Source organism: Streptomyces sp. NPDC101152 (genome assembly GCF_044768275.1).
Taxonomy (GTDB): domain Bacteria; phylum Actinomycetota; class Actinomycetes; order Streptomycetales; family Streptomycetaceae; genus Streptomyces.
The window spans coordinates 5486-24597 of record NZ_JBIWPO010000076.1; the positions used below are offsets into that span (position 1 = coordinate 5486).

The 19112-nt window shown below is 71.5% G+C and carries 17 protein-coding genes; 11 read left to right on the top strand and 6 right to left on the bottom strand.

The genetic code is table 11. The features are described from left to right. The first annotated feature begins 153 nt into the window (after nucleotides 1–153). Nucleotides 154–642, top strand: coding sequence for a hypothetical protein (locus ACIRVK_RS42360; protein WP_404256985.1), 489 nt, complete (start codon nucleotides 154–156; stop codon nucleotides 640–642). 28 nt (nucleotides 643–670) lie between these two features. On the opposite strand, the gene ACIRVK_RS42365 is transcribed toward ACIRVK_RS42360, so the two are convergent. From ACIRVK_RS42365 to ACIRVK_RS42380, 4 genes are all read right to left on the bottom strand, one after another. Beyond that, entirely contained in the window at nucleotides 671–964 is a 294-nt protein-coding gene (locus ACIRVK_RS42365) for a putative quinol monooxygenase (protein WP_404256987.1), read from the bottom strand. Nucleotides 965–992: 28 nt separating this feature from the next. Beyond that, nucleotides 993–1775, bottom strand: a complete 783-nt coding sequence (locus ACIRVK_RS42370; protein ID WP_404256989.1) for an ATP-binding cassette domain-containing protein — start codon at nucleotides 1773–1775, stop codon at nucleotides 993–995. Beyond that, a complete protein-coding gene (locus ACIRVK_RS42375; RefSeq protein ID WP_404256991.1) occupies nucleotides 1772–2806 on the bottom strand; it encodes an ABC transporter permease in 1035 nt (344 codons plus the stop codon). Before ACIRVK_RS42375 ends, ACIRVK_RS42370 begins: the two co-directional genes overlap by 4 nt. A 110-nt stretch (nucleotides 2807–2916) precedes the next feature. Then, nucleotides 2917–4044, bottom strand: a complete 1128-nt coding sequence (locus ACIRVK_RS42380) for a substrate-binding domain-containing protein (protein ID WP_404256993.1) — start codon at nucleotides 4042–4044, stop codon at nucleotides 2917–2919. A 149-nt stretch (nucleotides 4045–4193) separates the two neighbouring features. Between ACIRVK_RS42380 and ACIRVK_RS42385 the strand changes: the two genes are divergently transcribed. From ACIRVK_RS42385 to ACIRVK_RS42405, 5 genes are all read left to right on the top strand, one after another. Then, nucleotides 4194–5249 carry a LacI family DNA-binding transcriptional regulator gene (locus tag ACIRVK_RS42385; RefSeq protein WP_404256995.1) on the top strand — a complete coding sequence of 352 codons (1056 nt, stop codon included), beginning with the start codon at nucleotides 4194–4196 and terminating at the stop codon, nucleotides 5247–5249. Then, a complete protein-coding gene (locus ACIRVK_RS42390) occupies nucleotides 5242–6300 on the top strand; it encodes a carbohydrate kinase (RefSeq protein WP_404256997.1) in 1059 nt (352 codons plus the stop codon). Before ACIRVK_RS42385 ends, ACIRVK_RS42390 begins: the two co-directional genes overlap by 8 nt. 461 nt (nucleotides 6301–6761) lie before the next feature. Next, entirely contained in the window at nucleotides 6762–8108 is a 1347-nt protein-coding gene (locus ACIRVK_RS42395) for a magnesium transporter MgtE N-terminal domain-containing protein (RefSeq protein WP_404256999.1), read from the top strand. Beyond that, nucleotides 8105–9391, top strand: coding sequence for an NRAMP family divalent metal transporter (locus tag ACIRVK_RS42400; RefSeq protein WP_404257001.1), 1287 nt, complete (start codon nucleotides 8105–8107; stop codon nucleotides 9389–9391). Before ACIRVK_RS42395 ends, ACIRVK_RS42400 begins: the two co-directional genes overlap by 4 nt. A 183-nt stretch (nucleotides 9392–9574) precedes the next feature. Continuing rightward, nucleotides 9575–10426, top strand: a complete 852-nt coding sequence (locus ACIRVK_RS42405; protein ID WP_404257003.1) for a hypothetical protein — start codon at nucleotides 9575–9577, stop codon at nucleotides 10424–10426. 12 nt (nucleotides 10427–10438) lie between these two features. On the opposite strand, the gene ACIRVK_RS42410 is transcribed toward ACIRVK_RS42405, so the two are convergent. Further along, on the bottom strand, nucleotides 10439–11764 hold the full coding sequence (locus ACIRVK_RS42410) for a histidine kinase dimerization/phospho-acceptor domain-containing protein (protein ID WP_404257005.1): 1326 nt from the start codon (nucleotides 11762–11764) through the stop codon (nucleotides 10439–10441). 72 nt (nucleotides 11765–11836) lie between these two features. Then, nucleotides 11837–13039 (bottom strand): mannosyltransferase family protein, encoded by a 1203-nt coding sequence (locus tag ACIRVK_RS42415; RefSeq protein ID WP_404257007.1) that lies wholly within the window; start codon nucleotides 13037–13039, stop codon nucleotides 11837–11839. A 185-nt stretch (nucleotides 13040–13224) separates the two neighbouring features. Here ACIRVK_RS42415 and ACIRVK_RS42420 point away from each other — a divergent pair, with 185 nt between their 5' ends. The 5 genes from ACIRVK_RS42420 to ACIRVK_RS42440 are packed head-to-tail and all read left to right on the top strand — an operon-like array spanning nucleotide 13225 to nucleotide 18709. Then, nucleotides 13225–13878: a hypothetical protein gene (locus ACIRVK_RS42420; RefSeq protein ID WP_404257009.1), complete on the top strand. Its 654-nt coding sequence runs from the start codon at nucleotides 13225–13227 to the stop codon at nucleotides 13876–13878. Between the two features lie 5 nt (nucleotides 13879–13883). Further along, entirely contained in the window at nucleotides 13884–14624 is a 741-nt protein-coding gene (locus ACIRVK_RS42425) for an ABC transporter ATP-binding protein (RefSeq protein ID WP_404257011.1), read from the top strand. After that, complete coding sequence (locus ACIRVK_RS42430; RefSeq protein ID WP_404257012.1) at nucleotides 14611–15273, top strand: ABC transporter ATP-binding protein; 663 nt, start codon at nucleotides 14611–14613, stop codon at nucleotides 15271–15273. The genes ACIRVK_RS42425 and ACIRVK_RS42430 overlap by 14 nt, the downstream gene beginning before the upstream one ends. Then, entirely contained in the window at nucleotides 15270–17921 is a 2652-nt protein-coding gene (locus ACIRVK_RS42435) for an FtsX-like permease family protein (protein WP_404257014.1), read from the top strand. Before ACIRVK_RS42430 ends, ACIRVK_RS42435 begins: the two co-directional genes overlap by 4 nt. 59 nt (nucleotides 17922–17980) lie before the next feature. Next, nucleotides 17981–18709 carry a response regulator transcription factor gene (locus ACIRVK_RS42440; RefSeq protein WP_404257016.1) on the top strand — a complete coding sequence of 243 codons (729 nt, stop codon included), beginning with the start codon at nucleotides 17981–17983 and terminating at the stop codon, nucleotides 18707–18709. Nucleotides 18710–19112 lie beyond the last annotated feature (403 nt).

The following is a 19112-nucleotide window of genomic DNA, read 5'->3' on the forward strand; positions in this document are numbered from 1 at the left end:
AACACGCCCCACACCTCCGCGGGGCACGGGACCCACCCCAACAACGTCGACGTGGCGCTCTCGGCCCCCGCGGGGGGGGGGGGGGGGGCGGCCCCCCGCCCCCCCCCCACTCCCGTCCCCGCAGCCACACCTGACGGACTCCCCGGAGGGCCCGTGTATCTCTCGTCCGGGCGCATGCGCCCCGCCGGCCGCACACTGCGCGCCGGCCTCGTCGCCGTGGCGGCGGCAGCCGCCCTGGGCGCCTGTTCGTCAGGGACCGCGAACTCCACGTCCTCGCAGCCCGGTTCCGCCACATCGACCACGTCATCCACGGCGTCCGCACACCCGGTCGTCCTCGACGAACGGGCACGGGGAACCACGGTCCGGGTGAGCACCGGCACGCATGTCGTGGTGCGCCTGCACAGCACCTACTGGTCGCCTCCCGCAGCCTCGGACCCGGGGGTGCTCACCTCCACCGGAGGCGGAACCACTCCCGCGGCCACCTGCCCGCCCGGCCGCGGGTGCGGGATCTCGTCCGAGCAGTTCACCGCCCTGCGGCCCGGCACCGCGCACATCACCGCGCGACGCGACTCGTGCGGCGAGGCGATGCGCTGCCCGCCGGGCCAAGGACGCTACGACGTCACCGTGACGGTCAGCCGGTGACGCAGCCGGCCGTCAGGCCGGCGACGAGTCACTCCAGCGGTTCGAGGAACGTCAGCACCGAGGCGTCCTCCTCGATCAGGGGGGCGAGGGCGGCGTTGAACGGGACGCCGTAGGGAGCCTTCAGGTGGGTGCGGAAGGCGTCCTCGTCCCGGTACACCTCGAAGATCCAGAAGGCGCGCGGGTCGTCCGCCTTGGTGTAGCTGTCGAAGGCGAGGTTCCCTTCCTCCTCGCGCACCTTCTTGGCATAGTCCCGCAGCAGGAGGGCGATCTCACCCTCCGCCCCCTCGCGGGCGGTGAACTCGGCGTACAGGGTCTTCGTCACGATGTCGTGTTCCTTCCTCGAAGCCCGGTCAGCCGGCTTCCGGGACGAGCTTCTTCGCGCCCGTCATGATGGCCACCGCGTCCTCCATGGAGTGCGACTGCGGAGTGATGACCCCCGCGCAGCCGCCGAGACGCTGGATGTGGATGCGGTCGGCGACGTCGAAGACGTTGGGCATGTTGTGGCTGATGAGGATGACGCCGAGACCCTGGTCGCGCAGGTCGCGGACCAGCTTGAGGACCTGTCCCGTCTCACGGACGCCGAGGGCGGCGGTGGGTTCGTCGAGGATGACGACCCGGCCGCCGAAGGCGCCCGCGCGGGCGACGGCGACCGACTGGCGCTGACCTCCGGAGAGGGTCTCCACGGCCTGGTTGATGTTCTGCAGGGTGCTGATGCCCAGCCGCTTGATGTGGTCGGACGCCTGCTTCTTCATCTCGCCGGTGTCGAGCATGCGGAACACCGAGCCGAGCACGCCCTTGCGGCGGATCTCACGCGCCAGGAACAGGTTGCTGGCGATGTCCAGCGCCGGGGCGACGGCCAGGGTCTGGTAGACCGTTTCGATGCCGGCCTCACGGGCGTCCTGGGGCCGCTTGAAGCTGACCTCCTCGCCGTCGACGAGGATGCTGCCCTGGTCCGGGACGAGGGCCCCCGACAGGCACTTGATCAGGGTGGACTTGCCGGCGCCGTTGTCGCCGATGACGGCGAGGACCTCGCCGGGGTAGAGGGTGAGGTCGACGTCGTTGAGGCCGACGACCCTGCCGAAGACCTTGACCAGGCCCTTGGCCTCGAGCACGGGGGCGGTGGGGGTCGTCACGACTTCACACTCCGGATCCACTGGTCGACGGAGACAGCCGCGATCACCAGGATGCCGACTGCGAGGACTTGGTAGTTGGGGTCGATGCCCGCCAGCGCGAGGCCGTTGACGAAGACCTGGACGATGAGCGCGCCGATCAGCGAGCCGATGACCACGCCGCGACCGCCGAACAGGCTGGTCCCGCCGATGACGACGGCGGTGATGGACTGCAGGTTGGCGTTGAGACCGCTGTTGGGGTCGCCGCCGCCGACCCGGCCGACGAGGATCCAGGCACCCACGGCGATCGCGACACCGCCGACCAGGTAGGCGCTGAGCAGCACCCGGTTGACGGAGATGCCGGCCAGGCGCGCGGCCTCGAGGTCGTCGCCCACGGCGTACAGGTGCCGGCCCCAGGCGGTGTAGCGCAGCGCGTAGCCGATCACCACGTACAGGGCGATCATGAGCAGGACGCCGTAGGTGAGGTTCAGCTGGCCGATGGAGATCGTCTCGCCGCTCCACATGAGGATGTTGCCCGGCTGCAGGGAGACGGTCTGGCCCTTGGCGTAGATGAGCGTGATGGCGGTGAAGACGCTGAGGGTGCCGAGGGTGACGATGAACGGCGGCAGCTTGATCCTCGTGACCAGCATTCCGTTGACGGCCTGCGCGGCGACGGCGACGGCCGCTCCGGCGAACAGGGCCAGGACGCCCGGCAGGTGGTTGTCCGCGACGAGCTTCGACATCAGCAGCGAGGCGAGCACCATGACCGCGCCGATGGACAGGTCGATGCCGGCGGTGAGGATGATGACGGTCTGTCCGACGGCCAGCGAGCCGATGACGGCGACCTGCTGGGCGACGAGCGAGAGGTTCTGCAGCGCGTAGAAGCGGTCGTTGACCAGGGAGAACACGATCGCGGCGAGTACCAGGACGATCGCCGGGCTGAGGGCCGGCTGACGGTGCAGCACGGAGTGGATGCGCTGGGCCGGTGTGGCGGGCCGGTTGAGGAACTCCTCCGCCGGTGCCGGTGTGGCTTGACTGTCCACGTGGGTGGTCACAGGGGGTCCTTCCGGATTTTCCTCGTGCGGGCCTTCGTGCGGGCGCATGGGCTTGGGTGGGCGGGTGCGCCGCCGGGGTCGGGTCCGGCGGCGCACCGGCTCGGACGGGGTCAGCTGCCCCAGCAGGCGGACGCGGCCTGCGACGGGGACTGGACCGTCAGACCGCCGACGGACTTCGCGGCGACCAGGGCGGTGCCGGTGTCGTAGAACGACTTGCCGTTGGTCACGCTGGGCTTGCTGCCGCCGCGGGCCAGCTTCGCGATGGAGCTGACGCCGAGGGCGGCCATCTTGCCGGGGTACTGCACGGCGTCGGCCGCGAACTCGCCGCTCGTGACGTTCTTCAGGCCGGAGCAGCTGCCGTCGATCGCGTAGATCGCGACGTTCTTCTCCTTGCCCGCCGCCTTGAGGGCGTTGTACGCACCCTCGCCCGCGGGCTCGTTGATCGCGTAGACGACGTTGATGTCCGGGTTGGACGACAGGCAGTTCTCCATCGCGGTGCGTCCGCCGTCGATGGCGCCCTGCGTGGGCTGGTGGCAGGCGATCTTGTACGTGCCGCCCTTGCCGCCGGTGTACTTGCCGGACTTGGCTTCCTTGGCGTTCTCGGTCTTGCTGCCCGGGTCGATGCCCATGCCCTCCAGGAAGCCGTGGTCGCGGTCGATGTCGACGGAGACGACCTGGTTGTTGAACAGGTCGAGCATGGCGATGACCGCGGGCTTGCCGTTCAGGGCCGCCGCAGCGTACTGGCCGTCGAGCTTGCCGGCCTGCTCGTTGTCGGTGGCGTAGGTGATGTCCGCGACGCTCGGCGGGTTGGGGGCGGTGTCCAGGGCGATCACGAACAGGCCGGCCTGCTTGGCGCGCTTGAGCGCGGCGTTCACGGCGTCGCCGTTGGTGGTGATCAGGATGCCCTTGTCGCCGCGCGAGATGGCGTTGTCGATGGCGGTGATCTGCGTCTGGGTGTCGCCGTCGGTGTTGCCGGCCGCCACCGTGAGGCTCACGTTGTCCTTGCCGGCCTGGGTCTTGGCGTCCTTCTCCATGCTCACGAAGTACGGGTTGCTGAGCGTCTTCAGGATCAGCGAGACGCCCACCTTCCCGCCGCCGCCCGAGCCGGAGGCGGAGGAGCTCGAGTTGGAGGAACCGCAGGCCGCGAGGGTGGCGCCGAGGCACACGGTGATGCCGATCGCCGCCGCCCTGGTGCGCCGACTGCGGCGGCCCGACGCCTGCGTGATGGAGAAGTTCATAACCTGATCCCTTTCGGAGCCGTCCCTTGGCCGACGCTGAGACAACGTTGACTGACCGGGATACTGGGCCCGTATGGACGAGTACGTCAAGGCACTGGTAGACATGCGTCCGCAACGAGTAGGTAACGCGCAACCGGTTGGAGACAACGATGACTCAGGGCGAGCCGCCGCCCCGGTCCCCCCGCAGCCGCCCCACCATGCGTGAGGTCGCCGCGCTGGCCGGCGTGGCCATCAAGACGGTCTCGCGCGTGGTCAACGGGGTCCCGACCGTCGATCCGGCCATCGCCGCCCGGGTGCGCGAAGCGGCCGACAAGCTGGGCTACCGGCCCAACCTCACCGCCAGCAGCCTGCGCCGCGGCGACGGCCGTACGGCCACGGTCGGGATGCTCGTCGAGGACGCCGCCAACCCGTTCTCGGCCGCCCTGACCCGCACCGTCGAGAACGTGGCCCGCAAGCGCGGAAGCCTGGTCCTCGTCGGCAGCCTCGACGAGGACCAGGCACGCGAGCGGGAGCTGGCCCAGGCCCTGATCGACCGGCGGGTCGACGGCCTGGTGATCGTCCCGGCCGGCCGCGACCACAGCTACCTGATCAGCGAACAGCGCTCGGGCACCTGCATGGTCTTCGTCGACCGCGAACCCAGCCTGCTCGACGCGGACGCCGTCGTCTCCGACAACCGGCAGGGCGCCATCACCGCGGTCGACCACCTGCGGAAGGCCGGCCACCGCCGGATCGCCTACCTCGGCGACCGGGTCACCATCTCCACCGCCGCCCAGCGCTTCGACGGCTACCGGCACGCCCTGGAACTCGCCCACCTCGAGTACGACGACGAGATCGTCCGCCATGTCGGCTCCAGTGAGGGCGCCGCCATCGCCGCGACCGAGGAACTCCTCGCCCTGCCGAACCCGCCCACGGCGCTGTTCACCAGCCAGAACTTCGTGACCATCGGCGCCGTCCGCGCACTGCGCGCCCTCGGCCTGCAGGACCGGGTCGCCCACCTGGGCTTCGACGACTTCCCGCTGGCGGACATCCTGAGCCCGGGGATCTCCGTCATCGCCCAGGACATCGAGGAACTGGGCAGAACGGCCGCCGAGATGCTCTTCCGCAGGCTCGACGGCGACGAGTCACCCACCACCACCGTCACCGTGCCGACCCGGCTGATCGAGCGGGGCTCCGGCGAGATCAGAGCCGGAGGACGCCATGACTGAAACGCCACCCACCACGGGCCGGCCGCCCACCGTGACCGTGATCGGCGAAGCCCTCATCGACATGGTCCAGCTCCAGGCACCCGGCGACTACCGAGCCCACCCCGGCGGCAGCCCCTTCAACGTCGCCATCGGTCTCGCCCGCCTCGGCCACCGCACCTCCCTCATGGCACGCCTCGCCGACAACGCCTTCGGCCGCATGCTGCGCGCCCACGCGACCGCCGAGAGCGTCGACCTGACCCGCTCCCCGCGGGCCACCGAACCGACCACCCTGGCCGTGGTCTCCATGGACCCGCAGGGCCGGGCCAGTTACGACTTCTACCTGGACGGCACCGCGGACTGGCAGTGGACCGAGGCCGAGACCGCCCGCATCCCCACCGACACGGCCGTGCTGCACTTCGGCTCCGTCGCCTCCTGGACCCTTCCGGGCGGCGAGCACATCCACACCGCCGCCGAACGGCTGCGCGCCGACAACGCAGCGCTGATCAGCTACGATCCCAACATCCGCCCCGCCCTGCTGGGCGAGGCGGAACGCGGCAGAAGGGCCGTCGAGCGCAGCGTCGCAGTGGCCCACGTCGTCAAGGCCAGCCGCGAGGACGTCGAGTGGCTCTACCCGGGCACGCCGATCGAGCGGATCGCCGCCCGATGGCTGGACCTGGGCGCGCTCCTCGTCGTGATCACCGACGGCCCGGACGGCGCCCACGTCTTCCCCGCCGACGCGAAGCCCTTCAGCCGTCCCGGCCGCAAGGTCGCCGTGGTCGACACCGTCGGCGCGGGCGACGCCTTCACCGCCGGTCTGCTCGGCGCCCTGCTCCGCCGCGGGCTGCACACCCCGCGGCATCTCGCCGCCGTCGAATCCGCTGTGCTTGCTGCCGCCGTCGACGACGCGGTCCTGGTCTCCGCCCTCACCTGCGAACGCATGGGCGCCGACCCGCCCACCGCGCTTCCCCGACCCGACCGGCCCGCCGACGCATCCCTGACGGAGGCGGACTTCACCTTCGACCCGGGCGAGCGCGACCGTACGCCGGACCCCGTACAGGCGCTCCAGAGCTGACTGCCCGGGCCAACACCGGCCCTTGCCCCGGTCAAGGACCGGTCATGGGGGAGGAAGGGGGATCGGCGCGGGGTACCCTGTGTGAGGTTTGATCAGAGACCCCGTTCCGTGCGGCGCCATCACGGGCACACACCTCACGGGGAACCGCACGCTCTCGGCTGCCCTTTTGCCGTACGGCGGCCACGCCTGTCGCGTGGATGGGATCGGGAGGAGGCGACATGGACAGTAGTCCGGGCCATAGTCGGCCCACCTCCGCGTTGTCCGCGCCGTCCTTCCGCGGCCCGCGACAGCCCGTCCTTCCCTGAGCTCTGCGTCCGTCATCCGACGCGCCCTTATCCGGCAGCGCGTCGGCGTGCCCTGCGCCGCCCGATCAGGGAAGCAAGCGGGCTGCCCACGGCCGCCGAGTTGCCTCGCCATGACGAGGCAAAGGGGTGTTTACCTTGGCTGCCCATACTCTGCTCATGTCCACCTCAGCACGCCTGCGCGACCGCAGGGTCAACCTGGAACGCCGTGCCACCGCGTCCAAGGCGGTCCGCAACTCACTGGTGTCGGTCGCCGGGCTCGTCGGGGGACCGGTCACCAACCAGTCCGGTGAGGAGGTCGGGCGCGTCGCCGACGTCGTCGCCCGGCTGTACGGGCCCGAGCCGTACCCGCCCGTCACGGGGCTGATCCTGCGCATCGGCCGACGCCGGACCTTCCTGCCCGCGCACGCTGTCGGCAAGCTGCAGGCCGGGCACGTGCGCCTGCGCACCGCGCGGGTCGACCTGCGCGACTTCGCCCGCCGCCCGGGCGAGGTGCTGCTCGCCAAGGACGTACTCGACCACCAGCTGGTCGACGTGGACGGGGTCCAGGTGACCCGCGCCGCAGACCTGTACCTGACGCCCCTCCTCGACCAGGTCGTGCTGGTCGGAGTGGACGTCTCGCTGCCCACCCTGTTGCGCCGGCTCGGCCCCCGCCGCTGGCAGACGCGGCCGACACCGGAGCGGGTGCTGGACTGGCAGGCGGTGGCGCCCTTCGCCGAACAGGCCACCGAGGGGCCGCCCGAGGTACGGCTGCGGGCCTCCCGAACCGCCCTGCACCGGCTGCGCCCCGCGGACCTCGCCGACATCCTCGAGGACCTCGGTCGCGCCGAACGCCAGCAGCTGCTGGGCTGGTTGGAGCCGGAGCAGGCCGCCGACGCCCTGGAGGAGATGGAGCCGGCGGAGCTGGAGAACCTGCTGCGCGAGGCCCAGCCGGAACACGCGGCCCGGCTGGTGGACGAGATGGAGCCGGACGAGGCCGCCGACGCCCTGCGGGATCTGACCGGCGAGGAACGCGAGGCGCTGCTGACCCGGATGCCGGCGGGCGAGGCGGCGGAGCTGCGCCGGCTGCTGACCCACCGGGAGGGCACGGCGGGCGGTGCCATGACCACGCTGCTGGTCACCGCCCGACGGGACGAGAGCGTCGCCGACGTCCGGGGACGGCTGGCCGAGCAGGCCGAGCACCGGACGGAGATCGACGCCGTCGCCGTCGTGGACGACGAGGGCAGGGTGGCGTGCGACATCCCCCTGTTCGACCTGGCGGTCGCCGAGGACTCCGCGCCGGTGGCCGATCTGGTGATCTGGCGGGCGCAGTTCGGCCCGCCCGTCACCGTCCGTCCCGACACCCCGCTGAGTGAGGCCGCCGACCAACTGGTCACCGCCCGTGCCTCCTCGCTGCTGGTGCTCGACGACGGCGACCGCCCGCTCGGCCGGATCCTGGCCGACGACCTGCTCGACGCCATGCTGCCCGAACGCGGGCGCCTGCACTTCCGGAGGTTCCTGCAGTGACCCGCGAGCTCGACGCCGCTCCCGCGGCACCGGAGGCCCCCGTACGCCGTACCGGCTGGCGGCGCATCACCCTGGTCGCGGCGATCGCCGGGCCCGGCCTGGTCGCCGCGAACGCCGGCAACGACGCCGCCGGTATCGCCACGTACGCCTCGGCGGGCTCCCAGTACACGTACGGCACGCTCTTCTTCATGGTGCTGGTCACCATCGCCCTGGTGATGGTGCAGGAGATGGCCGTCCGCCTCGGCGCCCACACCGGAAAGGGCCTCGGCGCCCTGATCCGCGAGCAGTTCAGCCTCCGCCTGACCGCCCTGGCCGTCTTCTGCCTGTTGCTGGCCAACACGGGCCTGGTCGTCTCGGAGTTCGCCGGCATCGGCGCCGCCTTCGAACTCCTCGGCGTGCCGAAGTGGGCGGTCATCCCGCCCGCCGCCGTCCTGCTCTGGGCGCTGGTGCTGTTCGGCTCCTACCACTGGGCCGAACGCATCTTCCTCATCATGTCGCTGGCGTTCTTCGCCTACCCGATCGCGATGATCCTCGGCCACCCCGACTGGGGCGCGGTGGGCCACCACCTGGTGGTACCGCACGTCGAGCCGAACAAGGACTTCATCCTGCTCGCGGTCGCGCTGATCGGCACCACGGTCAGCCCCTACATGCAGTTCTACGCCGCCGCCGGTGTCGTCGACCGGGGCGCCAAGCCGGCCGACTACCCCCTCATCCGCGCCGACGCGATCCTCGGTGCCGTCTTCGCCTGCGTCATCAGCCTGACGATCATCATCGCCACCGCATCGGCCATCGGCGGCACCGGCCCGCTCGACTCCGCCGCCCAGGCCGCCGAAGCCCTGAAGCCGGTGGCCGGACAGAACGCCGAACTCCTCTTCGCCGTGGGCCTGATCGGCGCCTCCGCCCTGGCCGGAGCCGTGGTGCCGCTCTCGGCGAGTTACGCCGTCGGGGAGGCCGCCGGTGTGGAACGCTCCGTGTCCCGCAGCTTCCGCGACGCCCCGCTGTTCCTCGGCCTGTTCACCGCCCAGATCGTGCTGGGTGCCACGGTCGCCATGACCCCGGTCGACGTCATCCAGCTCCTGATCGGCACACAGGTCCTGCAGGGCCTGATCAGCCCCATCGTGCTGGTGTACCTGCTCGTGCTGACCAACCGCCGCTCCGTCCTCGGCCAGGCCGCCAACGGTCCCCGCTACCGCGCCGCCGCCACCATCGTGGTGATCGGAGTCGCCGCCATGTCGACGATCCTGCTGGTCCAGACGGTTCTCGGCTGGTTCGGTCTCGCCTGAGGCCCGGCTCCAGGGTTCGCGGACCGGCGGGTAGAACACCAGTTCCTGACGGTCATTCAGGATACGTTCAGGTCGGACCTGTCATGGTCGGAGATCACCGCCGCGTACGGCGGTCGTCTCACAGGGCGCTCGTCCCGTTCCGGGGCGGGCGCCCTGCCGTTCGACCGGACAGGAGCAAAGGACTTGGAGCAACCGGAGGTCCTCACCGACCTCGATGTGGCGAGCACGTCGAGTACGACCAAGTCGGTGATGAAGAAGCTGCCCGAGGTCACGCTGGCCTTCTGGATCATGAAGATCGCCGCGACGACCCTGGGCGAGACGGCGGGCGACCTCTTCTCGCAGACCCTGAGACTGGGTTACTTCCTCACCACGATCGCGCTGTTCCTGGTGTTCGTGGTGACGCTGGTCGTCCAACTCGCGTCCAGCCACTACAACCCGTTCTTCTACTGGACGGTGATCCTTTCGACCAGCATGGCCGGCACCACCGTGTCGGACTTCATGAACCGCGACGCCAGCTCCAAGTACCTCTCCAACGGGGCGACCTCGCTGGGCTGGGGCCCCCAGGGGCTCGGCCTGGGCTATCCGACCGGCGCGGCGATCCTGATCTCGGTCCTGCTCGTCATCTTCGCCGTCTGGAAGGCGAGCGGGATGACCTTCCAGATCCGCGACATCGTCACCTTCCGTGGCGAGGCGCTGTTCTGGTCGGCGATCCTCGTCTCCAACACCCTGGGCACGTCGATGGGAGACTTCCTGTCCGACAGCTCGGGTCTGGGGTACGCGGGTGGCGCGTTGCTGGTCACGGCGGTGCTCGGCGTGCTCGTGGCGCTGATGAAGGTACCCGTGGTGCCGAACGTGCTGCTGTTCTGGATCGCCTTCGTGCTCACCCGGCCGCTGGGCGCGACCGCCGGTGACTTCCTCACCAAGCCGGTGGCCAAGGGCGGCCTGGACCTGGGCACGGCGGGCTCGTCGGCCGTTCTGCTCGCGATCCTGTTCGGGCTGATGGCCTACGCACGGGTGCGCGAGCGCCAGCCCTGACAGCTCGTGCCCTCACTCCTCCGTCGGCCCGGTGGCTCCATGGCCGTCACGGCTGACCGGCAGGAGCAGGGTGAAGGTGGCCGGGGCGCGGTTGGTCAGGGAGAGCCGTCCGCCGATGGAGACGGCCAGGTCCCGGGCGAGGGCCAGTCCGATGCCCGTCCCGTGGCCGGCGCCGGACCGCCCCCGGTCGAAGATGCGCGGCGGCTCGTCCTCCACGGCGCCCTCGTCGTGCACGTCGAAGGCCAGAGCGTCGTCGAGGTCACGGACCACGACTCTGGTCGTCCCGCGCCCGTGCGTCCGGGCGTTGTCCAGCAACACGCCGAGAATCTCCGACACGGGGCCGCCGGGCACCCGGACGTCGGGCGGCACCTCCCGGGTGCCGTACTCCAGGCGTCTTCCCTCGGCGGCGAACAGGCCGTGCCAGCGTTCCTCGGTCTCCCGCAGGAGCCGTGTCACCGGGACCTGTCCGATGGCGAGGCGGGGTGAGTCCTGGGCGCGGGACAGCCTCAGGACCTCCTCGACCGTGCGGTGCAGGCGTTCGGTGGACGTCAGGGCCTCGGCCACCACCGCCCGCAGCCGCGCGGGGTCGTCCTGTTCCAGGCCCGCCTCCAGAGCGAGGCGCAGTCCGGTCAGCGGGGTGCGCAGTTGGTGGGAGGCGTTGGTGGCGAAGTCGCGTTCATGACGGAGCAGTTCGGACAGGCTCCGCAGCATGGCGTTGTGGGTGCGGGCCACCTGGTCGATCTCGGCGATGCTGCTGGGGGCCGCCCTTGCCTTCAGGTCGCCGTCGGTGACGGCCCGGCAGTGACGGGAGAGGTCCTCCAGCGGGGCGGCGAGCACCCTGGCCTGACGGCGGGCGACGAGCACCGCGACGGTCACCGCGACGACGGTCACCCCCAGTAGCGCCGCCCAGGCGGCCAGTACCTGGTGACGCACCGCGTCGGCGGGTGAGGACGCCCGCACCACACCGATCACCCGCTCGGCGTGCGACACCGGTACGGCGGTGACGAGGTCGCCGCCCGAGCGCCCTTGGACCACCTGCCCCGAGAGGGCGCGGTGCACCGGAGTGTCCCCGTTCCCGGGGCCGGTACCGGTCCGCAGCCGCTGCTGCGGGTCGTACAGGCCGATGTGTCCCCCGGCGGGTGGCTGGGGCAGTTCGACCGGGTCGCCGACCGTGTAGTCCGGGCTCACCCGTACCGCCGCGGCGAGTGCTGCGCGTTCCAGGGCGTCGTGCTGTCCCGCGTACAGGGACGACCTGATGGCGATGGCCAGCGGCACGGCGAGGAGGACGACGGCGACCAACGCGGCGGTGAGGGCGACTCGCACCACGCGTTGTCTCATGTCCTCATGATGCGCTCTGCCCGACTCTGACCGGGACAGGAGCCCGCTCAGACTTGATCGAGGACGGTCGCCTCACAGGGGCTGGTGGGGGATGAGGACGAGAAACGCGCCGTAGGCCAAGGAGACAACGGCCAAAGTGCCCCCCAGCACCGCGGCCCGTTCCGGTCGCGAGCGCCAGGTCCGGGCCAGGCCGCAGGCCAGCGGAATCAGCAGGGGGAACGCGGGGAGCAGGAAGCGCGGCTTGGAGGAGAACGGGCCGGAGACCAGCAGCACCATCGCCAGAAGGGTACCGGCGAAGACCACCAGGGGCACCGGGGCCTTGTCCAGGCACAGCAGGAGAAACAGCACGACGCTCGTCGCGACGATCACCAGGGCGAGCGGTTGGACGACCCCGCCGCCCTGCAGGAGCAGCACCTTGAGGAACCGCAGCGTCCCCTCTCCGAAGTCCATGCGGGAGTTCCAGGCGCTCTGGATCCGGAAGTAGCCGTGCAACAGGTCACCGGTGCGCCGGCCGACCCACAGCACGTAACCGGCCAGGCCGAGCGGGGCGAGGAGAACACCCACCCAGAGTCCGTGAGGGACGCGGCCGCGCTGACGTACCGCTTCGTACCCGGCCGCTGCCAGCACGGCCACGGCCGCCGCGATGCCGCTCGGGCGGGTCAGGCCCGCCAGCGCGGCCAGGGCACCGGCCACCACCCAGCGGCCCTTGAGCACGGCGAACAGGGACCAGACGGCGAGCGCGCTGAACAGCGGCTCGGTGTAGGCCAGGGACAGGACCACCGAGTGGGGCAGTGCGGCCCAGAGGGCGACCAGGACCGTGGCCACCGCGCGCCCGTGCAGGCCGTGGCCGATCGCGTAGACGCCGTACGCGGCCAGCACCGCCGTGGCCCAGGCGACCAGCAGCGCCGCTGATCCCGGAGTGATGTGCAGGGTGTGGCTGAGTGCCCTGATCAGCAGCGGATACAGCGGGAAGAAGGCCCAGTCCGTCTGGAGCGCGCCGGTCTGGGTGATGTGGATGCGGGTGCCGTAGCCGTGCTCGGCGATGTGCAGGTACCAGACCGAATCCCAGGAGTGGGCGAGACTCTTCAGCGGGGGCCGGCCGGTGAGCGCGGCCAGCGCTGCCAGCGCGGCGACACCGGCGAGTCGGATGGCCGCGAAGAGCGCCAGCGCGGGGACGACCCCCGGTGGCCGCGTGAGCAGCCAGGGACGGCCGGAGGAGACCGCGACGTCCTGTCCGCGGATCGAGCGCGGACTCTTGTACGAGGAGGTGCTCACTCTCCGACAGTGAGCGGAGCGGACCGCGCCCGCAAAAGGGCCTCGTCCATCGGTGTCGCGTCCCAGGTGTGGCGGGGACGCCTTTTGCCGTCGTCTAACCCTCGGCGAGGGGGGCGTTAACCGGCCGGTTCCTAGCGTGGTGCCGTGACCGTCCGGTCGGGGACACGCCTTGGAGGGCAGTGGTGATGGCAGCACACGCGCGGAGGTCCGCAGCCGTCGGACTGGCGCTCGTCGCGGCGGTGGCCGCCGGCTGTTCCGGGTGGGGCTCCGGTTCCGCGTCCAGCTCCGGTACGGCGTCGTCGGCGCCACCGGACACGGCGGGCGCCGCAAGCGCCCAGAGCGGCGCGGCACCGACCGAGTCCAACCCACCCGGCGACATCCCCGACAACCAGGCCTACGTCACCTACCGGCCGACCGGCGGTACCTTCACCGGCTTCACGGTGAAGGTACCCGAGGGCTGGGCCCGTACGGACCAGGGCTCCACCACGGCGTTCACGGACAAGCTCAACACCATCACGATCACGGTGTCGGCCGCGGCCGCAGCGCCCACGACCGGCTCGGTCACCAACACCGTCGTCCCCCGACTGCAGTCCCAGGTACCGAAGTTCGCCGCGCCCAAGGTGTCGGAGGTGAGCCGGCGCGCGGGCCGTGTCGTGCGGCTCACCTATCAGGGCGACTCGGCGAAGGACCCGGTCACCGGCAAGGTCGTGCGGGACACGTTCGAACGGTACGCCTTCCACCGGTCCGGCCACGAGGTGGACCTGACCCTGTCCGGCCCGGTCAACGCCGACAACGTCGACCCGTGGCGCATCGTCACCGACTCCTTCACCTGGCGGTGAGCGCGATGTCCGCCGCCTCCCACGACACGGCCGAGGCCGTCCTGACAGCCCGGGAGCTGTACCGCTTCCACCGGGCCGGCGACGAGGAGACGCTCGCGCTGCGTGGAGTCACCCTGGAGGTGGCCCGAGGCGAGACGATCGCGGTCGTCGGCCCCTCCGGTGCGGGCAAGTCGACCCTGCTGGCGTGCCTGGCCGGCCTCGACGAGCCCTCCGGTGGCGAGGTGCGCGTCCACGGCGTACGGATCAGCCATCGGCCGGAGACCGAGCGGTCCCGGCTGCGCGCCGAGCACATCGGCGTACTGCTGCAGTCCCGCAACCTGGTGCCCCACCTGAGCGTGCGCGACAACGTCCGTCTCCCGCAGCGCGCCGCAAGGGGCAGGTCCGCCGTCTCGGCGAGGGAACTGCTCGCCCAGGTCGGCCTCGCCGACCGCGCACACGCCCTGCCGCGTCAACTGTCGGGCGGGGAACTGGCGCGCGCCGGTCTCGCCGTCGCCCTGGCCAACTCCCCGGCCGTGCTGCTGGCCGACGAGCCGACCGGTGAACTGGACGGCGAGACCGAGCAGTTGGTCCTCGGGATGCTGCGGGAACGGGCCGCGCAGGGCTGCGCGGTACTGATCGTCACGCACAGCGCGGAGGTCGTGCGGGGCGCCGACCGCGTGATCGAACTGGAGGACGGCAGGGCCAGGGCCGCCTCGGAGCCGCAGGGCCGCCCCGTCCTACGGGAGGGACACGATGTCACGCGATGAGGTGCTCGTGAGCTGCCGCGACGCGGCGCTCACCTTTGGGCGGGGCGCGCAGGCCGTCGTGGCCGTGCACGGCGCGGACCTGGAGATCGGGACCGGTGACCGGCTCGCGGTCGTCGGCCCCTCCGGATCGGGCAAGAGTTCGCTGCTCCACCTGCTGGCAGGGCTCGAACAGCCCACCAGCGGCACGGTGACCCGGAACCCCTCCCTGGGGCCGTACGGCATCGGTCTGGTGTTCCAGAGCGACAGCCTCATCCCCGCCCTGAACGTGGTGGAGAACGCGGCTCTCCCTCTGGTCCTCGACGGCCGGCCGGAGGCCGAGGCCCGCGCGACCGCTCTCGCGTCGCTCGCTCTGGTCGACGCGGCCGACCTGGCCGACCGGCTGCCTGAGGAGATCTCCGGCGGCCAGGCACAACGCGTGGCCGCCGCCCGAGTGCTGGCACAGAGCCCGCAGCTGATCCTCGCCGACGAGCCCACCGGCCGCCTGGACCACCGCACCGGAGGCCGCGTTCTTGACGCGCTGCTGACCGCCGCCGACCACACGGGTGCCGCCCTCGTCGTCACCACCCACGATCCGGCTGTCGCCGCACGTCTCACCGCCCGGCGCACCATGCGCGAGGGCCGACTGCTCGCACCTGAGGAGGTGTCATGATCGCCTCGTGGGCGGGCGGCCTGGCCCGTCACCGCACCGGTCGGCTCGTGGCCGCCCTGACCGGCATCGCGCTCGCGGTCGCTCTGGTCGCCGCGCTGGGCTCCTTCCTGACGGCGTCCAAGGCGACCATGACCCAGCGCGCCCTGCGCTCGGTCGCCGTCGACTGGCAGGTCCAGGTCCAGCCCGGCGCCGATCCGGACACCGTCTTGAACCTGGTCCGCAAGACGCCCGGCACGCATGCCGCGCTGCCGGTCGGCTACGCCCGTACCACCGGCTTCACCGCACGGGTCCAGGGCAGCACCCAGACCACCGGCCCCGGGGTCGCGCTGGGCCTGCCCGACGGCTACCGCAGCAGCTTTCCCGACGAGATCCGCACGCTGTCCGGCTCCTCGACCGGGGTCCTGCTGGCCCAGCAGACCGCCTCCAATCTGCACGCCGGCCCGGGTGACACCGTCACCGTCCGGCTGCCGGGCGTCGGAGATCGCCGGGTGACGGTGGACGGCGTGGTCGACCTGCCCCAGGCCGACTCCCTCTTCCAGACCGTCGGCGCCCCCAGCCAGTCGCAGCCGACCGCGCCCCCCGACAACGTCGTCCTCCTTCCCGCCGGCCGATTCGCCGCCCTCACCCAGGGAGCCACCGGCGTCACGACCCAGATCCACACCGCGCGCGACGACTCCTCACTGCCCGCGGACCCGGCCGCCGCCTTCACCGCCGTCACCAGTGCCGCCCACAACCTGGAGGCGCGCTCCGCCGGTACCGCACTCGTGGGCAACAACGTCGGGGCGGCGCTCGACTCGGCCCGCCAGGACGCCCTGTACGCGCAGATCCTCTTCCTGTTCCTGGGCGTGCCCGGTGCGGTCCTGGCCGCCGCGCTGACCGCCGCGGTCGCCTCGGCCGGCGGCGAGCGGCGCCGTCAGGAACAGAGCCTGCTCAGGCTGCGCGGACTGCGTCCCGGTCAGATCACCACGCTGGCGGGACTCGAAGCCGCCCTGATCGGTCTCGCCGGCGGCGTGGCCGGGCTGGGCGTCGCCGCGTTGACCGGCCGCCTCGCCTTCGGCGGTGCCTCCTTCGGTGCGAGCGCGGGCACCTGGGCCGCCTGGTACGGCATCGCCTTCGTCCTCGGTGCGGCGGTTGCCGCCGGGTCCGTCCTGGTGCCCGCGGTACGCGACCTGCGCACGGTGACCGTGGCCGACACCCGCAAGGAGAGCGGGGCACGCCGCACCCGCAGCCCCTGGTGGATGCGGTACGGACTGGACTTCGCGCTGCTGATCGGCTCCTGGCTGGTCTTCCGTGCCTCCTCGGGCAACCAGTACGCCCTCGTCCTGGCCCCGGAAGGCGTCCCTTCCATCTCCGTGTCGTACTGGGCCTTCCTCGGACCCGCCCTGCTGTGGATCGGCGCCGCCCTGCTCCTGTGGCGGCTCACCCTCCTCGCCCTCACCCACGGCCGCCCCGCCCTGGCCCGGTTGGCCCGCCCGCTGACCGCGACGCTCGCCGGCACGACCGCCGCCGTGCTGTCCCGGCGGCGGCGCCCGCTGGCCCGCTCGGTGGTCCTGATCGCTCTCACCGTGTCCTTCGCGATCTCCACGGCCGTCTTCAACGCCACCTACCAGCGGCAGGCCGAGGTCGACGCGCGGCTCACCAACGGCGCCGACGTCACCGTCACCCAACCCCCCGGTGCCCGCGTCGCTCCAGGTTCCGGAGCCGCGCTGAAGATCTCCGGGGTACGGCACGTCGAACCACTCCAGCACCGCTACGCCTACGTCGGCTCCGACCTCCAGGACCTCTACGGCGTCCGCCCGGACACCATCACACAGGCCACCTCGCTGCAGGACGCCTACTTCTCCGGCGGCACCGCACAGCAGCTTCTGCACACACTGGCCCAGCGCCCGGACAACCTGCTGGTCAGTGCCGAGACGGTCAAGGACTTCCAGCTCTCGCCCGGTGACACTGTCAACCTGCGTGTCCAGGACGCCCGCACCAAGGCCCTGCGGACGGTGCCCTTCCACTACGCCGGCATCGTCAAGGAGTTCCCCACCGCGCCGAAGGACAGCTTCTTCGTCGCCAATGCCTCCTACATCGCCAAGGCGACCGGCAGCGACGCCGTCGGCGCCTTCCTCCTCGACACCGGCGGCACCCACCAGAAGCAGATCGCCGCCCGGCTCCGCCGGCAACTCGGCACCTCCGCCACCGTCACCGACCTGACCCAGACGCGCGGCATCGTCGGCACGAGCCTGACCTCGGTCGACCTGGCCGGACTCACCCGCATCGAACTCGCCTTCGCGGTCCTGCTGGCCGCCGGAGCCGGCGGACTCGTCCTCGCCCTCGGACTGGCCGAGCGTCGCCGCACCTTCGCCATCGCCACCGTCCTCGGCGCCAAGCCGCACCACCTGCGCGGCATGGTCCTCACCGAGGCCCTCCTGCTGGCCGTGGGCGGTCTGGCCGGGGGTGCCCTCATCGGCTGGGCGCTGTCCGAGATGCTGGTGAAGGTCCTGACCGGCGTCTTCGACCCACCGCCCGCGAGCCTGTCGGTGCCCGGCGGCTACCTGACGCTCACCGCGGCCGCCGCCGTGATCGCCGTACTCGCGGCGGCACTGAACGGCATCCGCGGTACCCGACGCCCCGCGGTGGAGGAGCTGCGCGATTTGTGAACCCGCCCGGCAGGGGGGCGTCGGTGCCGGTCGCCGCGCCCCCTCCTAGGCTGTCGCCCATGGGCACGCCCGCCGCACCCGACCCGAACCGTCTGCGCGTCCTCGTCGTCGAGGACGACGACACCATCGGCCACCACCTGGAGACCGGCCTGCGCAGCAACGGCTACGCGCCCACCTGGCGCCGCACCGGAGCCTCGGCCCTGGCTGAGGCGGAGCACGGTCGCTTCGACGCCCTGCTCCTGGACCTCGGCCTGCCCGACCTCGACGGTCTCGACGTCGCCCGCACCCTGCGCGCCCGCTTCCCCGAGCTGCTGATCATGATCCTCACCGCACGCACCGACGACATCGACGTGATCGCGGGCCTGGACGCCGGCGCCGACGACTACCTCGACAAACCCTTCAGCCTCAGCGTGCTGCTCGCACGCCTACGGGCCCACCTGCGCCGCCGCACCGTCATCTCACCGGCGCCGCAACCGATACGGCTGGGTGACCTCGTCATCGATCCGGCCGCCCGCCGCTGCACACTCCACGAGGAGGAAGTCCCCCTGCGGCCCAAGGAGTTCGAGCTCCTCGCCCTCCTCGCCCGGCATGCCGGCGAGGCAATGGCCCGGGAGACCCTCATGGCCCAGGTCTGGGACGAGAACTGGTTCGGCCCGACCAAGACCCTCGACGTCACCATGGCAGGCCTGCGCCGTTGCCTCGCCGAGGCCGCCGACAGGGCGGCGCGGCCGTGCCGACTTCCGCAGATCACCACTCTGCGCGGACACGGCTACCGACTCGAAGGCTGACGACTGCCTCGGACAGCCACCCGAACGGCCGTACCGGTGCATCACCCTACAGTTTGTAGGGTGAGAGGTGGGTGAGAAGTCTCCCGCCTCCTCCATACACTGAGCGGGAGCGCAGGCGGCCGCCGGGGGCAGTCAGTTCTGTTTCGTCTCTCCTCCTGTGGAAGTCACTCAGAGAGCCTTTACCTACATGACGTAGTAGATGGGTTCGAGTGGCCGAACGCACGTGGGTGCCGCCCAATGAAGACGAGACAGAGGAGGCGGTCGCGTGGTTGACGCCCAGCGCGCAGCAGGGGTGAAGTTCCGTCGTTCCGCTGGGGCGGAGTTGGTGACGCCACCGCCGGCTGTCGTGTCGGTGTCCGGTGACGGGGATCCGGGGCCGCTGGCGTTGCACCGGGGTATGACG

Bases quoted from the DNA above. Each gene is read 5' to 3' on its own strand.
- ACIRVK_RS42380 (WP_404256993.1), bottom strand. From the start codon at position 4,044: ATGAACTTCTCCATCACGCAGGCGTCGGGCCGCCGCAGTCGGCGCACC.
- ACIRVK_RS42385 (WP_404256995.1), top strand. From the start codon at position 4,194: ATGACTCAGGGCGAGCCGCCGCCCCGGTCCCCCCGCAGCCGCCCCACC.
- ACIRVK_RS42390 (WP_404256997.1), top strand. From the start codon at position 5,242: ATGACTGAAACGCCACCCACCACGGGCCGGCCGCCCACCGTGACCGTG.
- ACIRVK_RS42395 (WP_404256999.1), top strand. From the start codon at position 6,762: ATGTCCACCTCAGCACGCCTGCGCGACCGCAGGGTCAACCTGGAACGC.
- ACIRVK_RS42410 (WP_404257005.1), bottom strand. From the start codon at position 11,764: ATGAGACAACGCGTGGTGCGAGTCGCCCTCACCGCCGCGTTGGTCGCC.
- ACIRVK_RS42420 (WP_404257009.1), top strand. From the start codon at position 13,225: ATGGCAGCACACGCGCGGAGGTCCGCAGCCGTCGGACTGGCGCTCGTC.
- ACIRVK_RS42425 (WP_404257011.1), top strand. From the start codon at position 13,884: ATGTCCGCCGCCTCCCACGACACGGCCGAGGCCGTCCTGACAGCCCGG.
- ACIRVK_RS42430 (WP_404257012.1), top strand. From the start codon at position 14,611: ATGTCACGCGATGAGGTGCTCGTGAGCTGCCGCGACGCGGCGCTCACC.
- ACIRVK_RS42435 (WP_404257014.1), top strand. From the start codon at position 15,270: ATGATCGCCTCGTGGGCGGGCGGCCTGGCCCGTCACCGCACCGGTCGG.
- ACIRVK_RS42440 (WP_404257016.1), top strand. From the start codon at position 17,981: ATGGGCACGCCCGCCGCACCCGACCCGAACCGTCTGCGCGTCCTCGTC.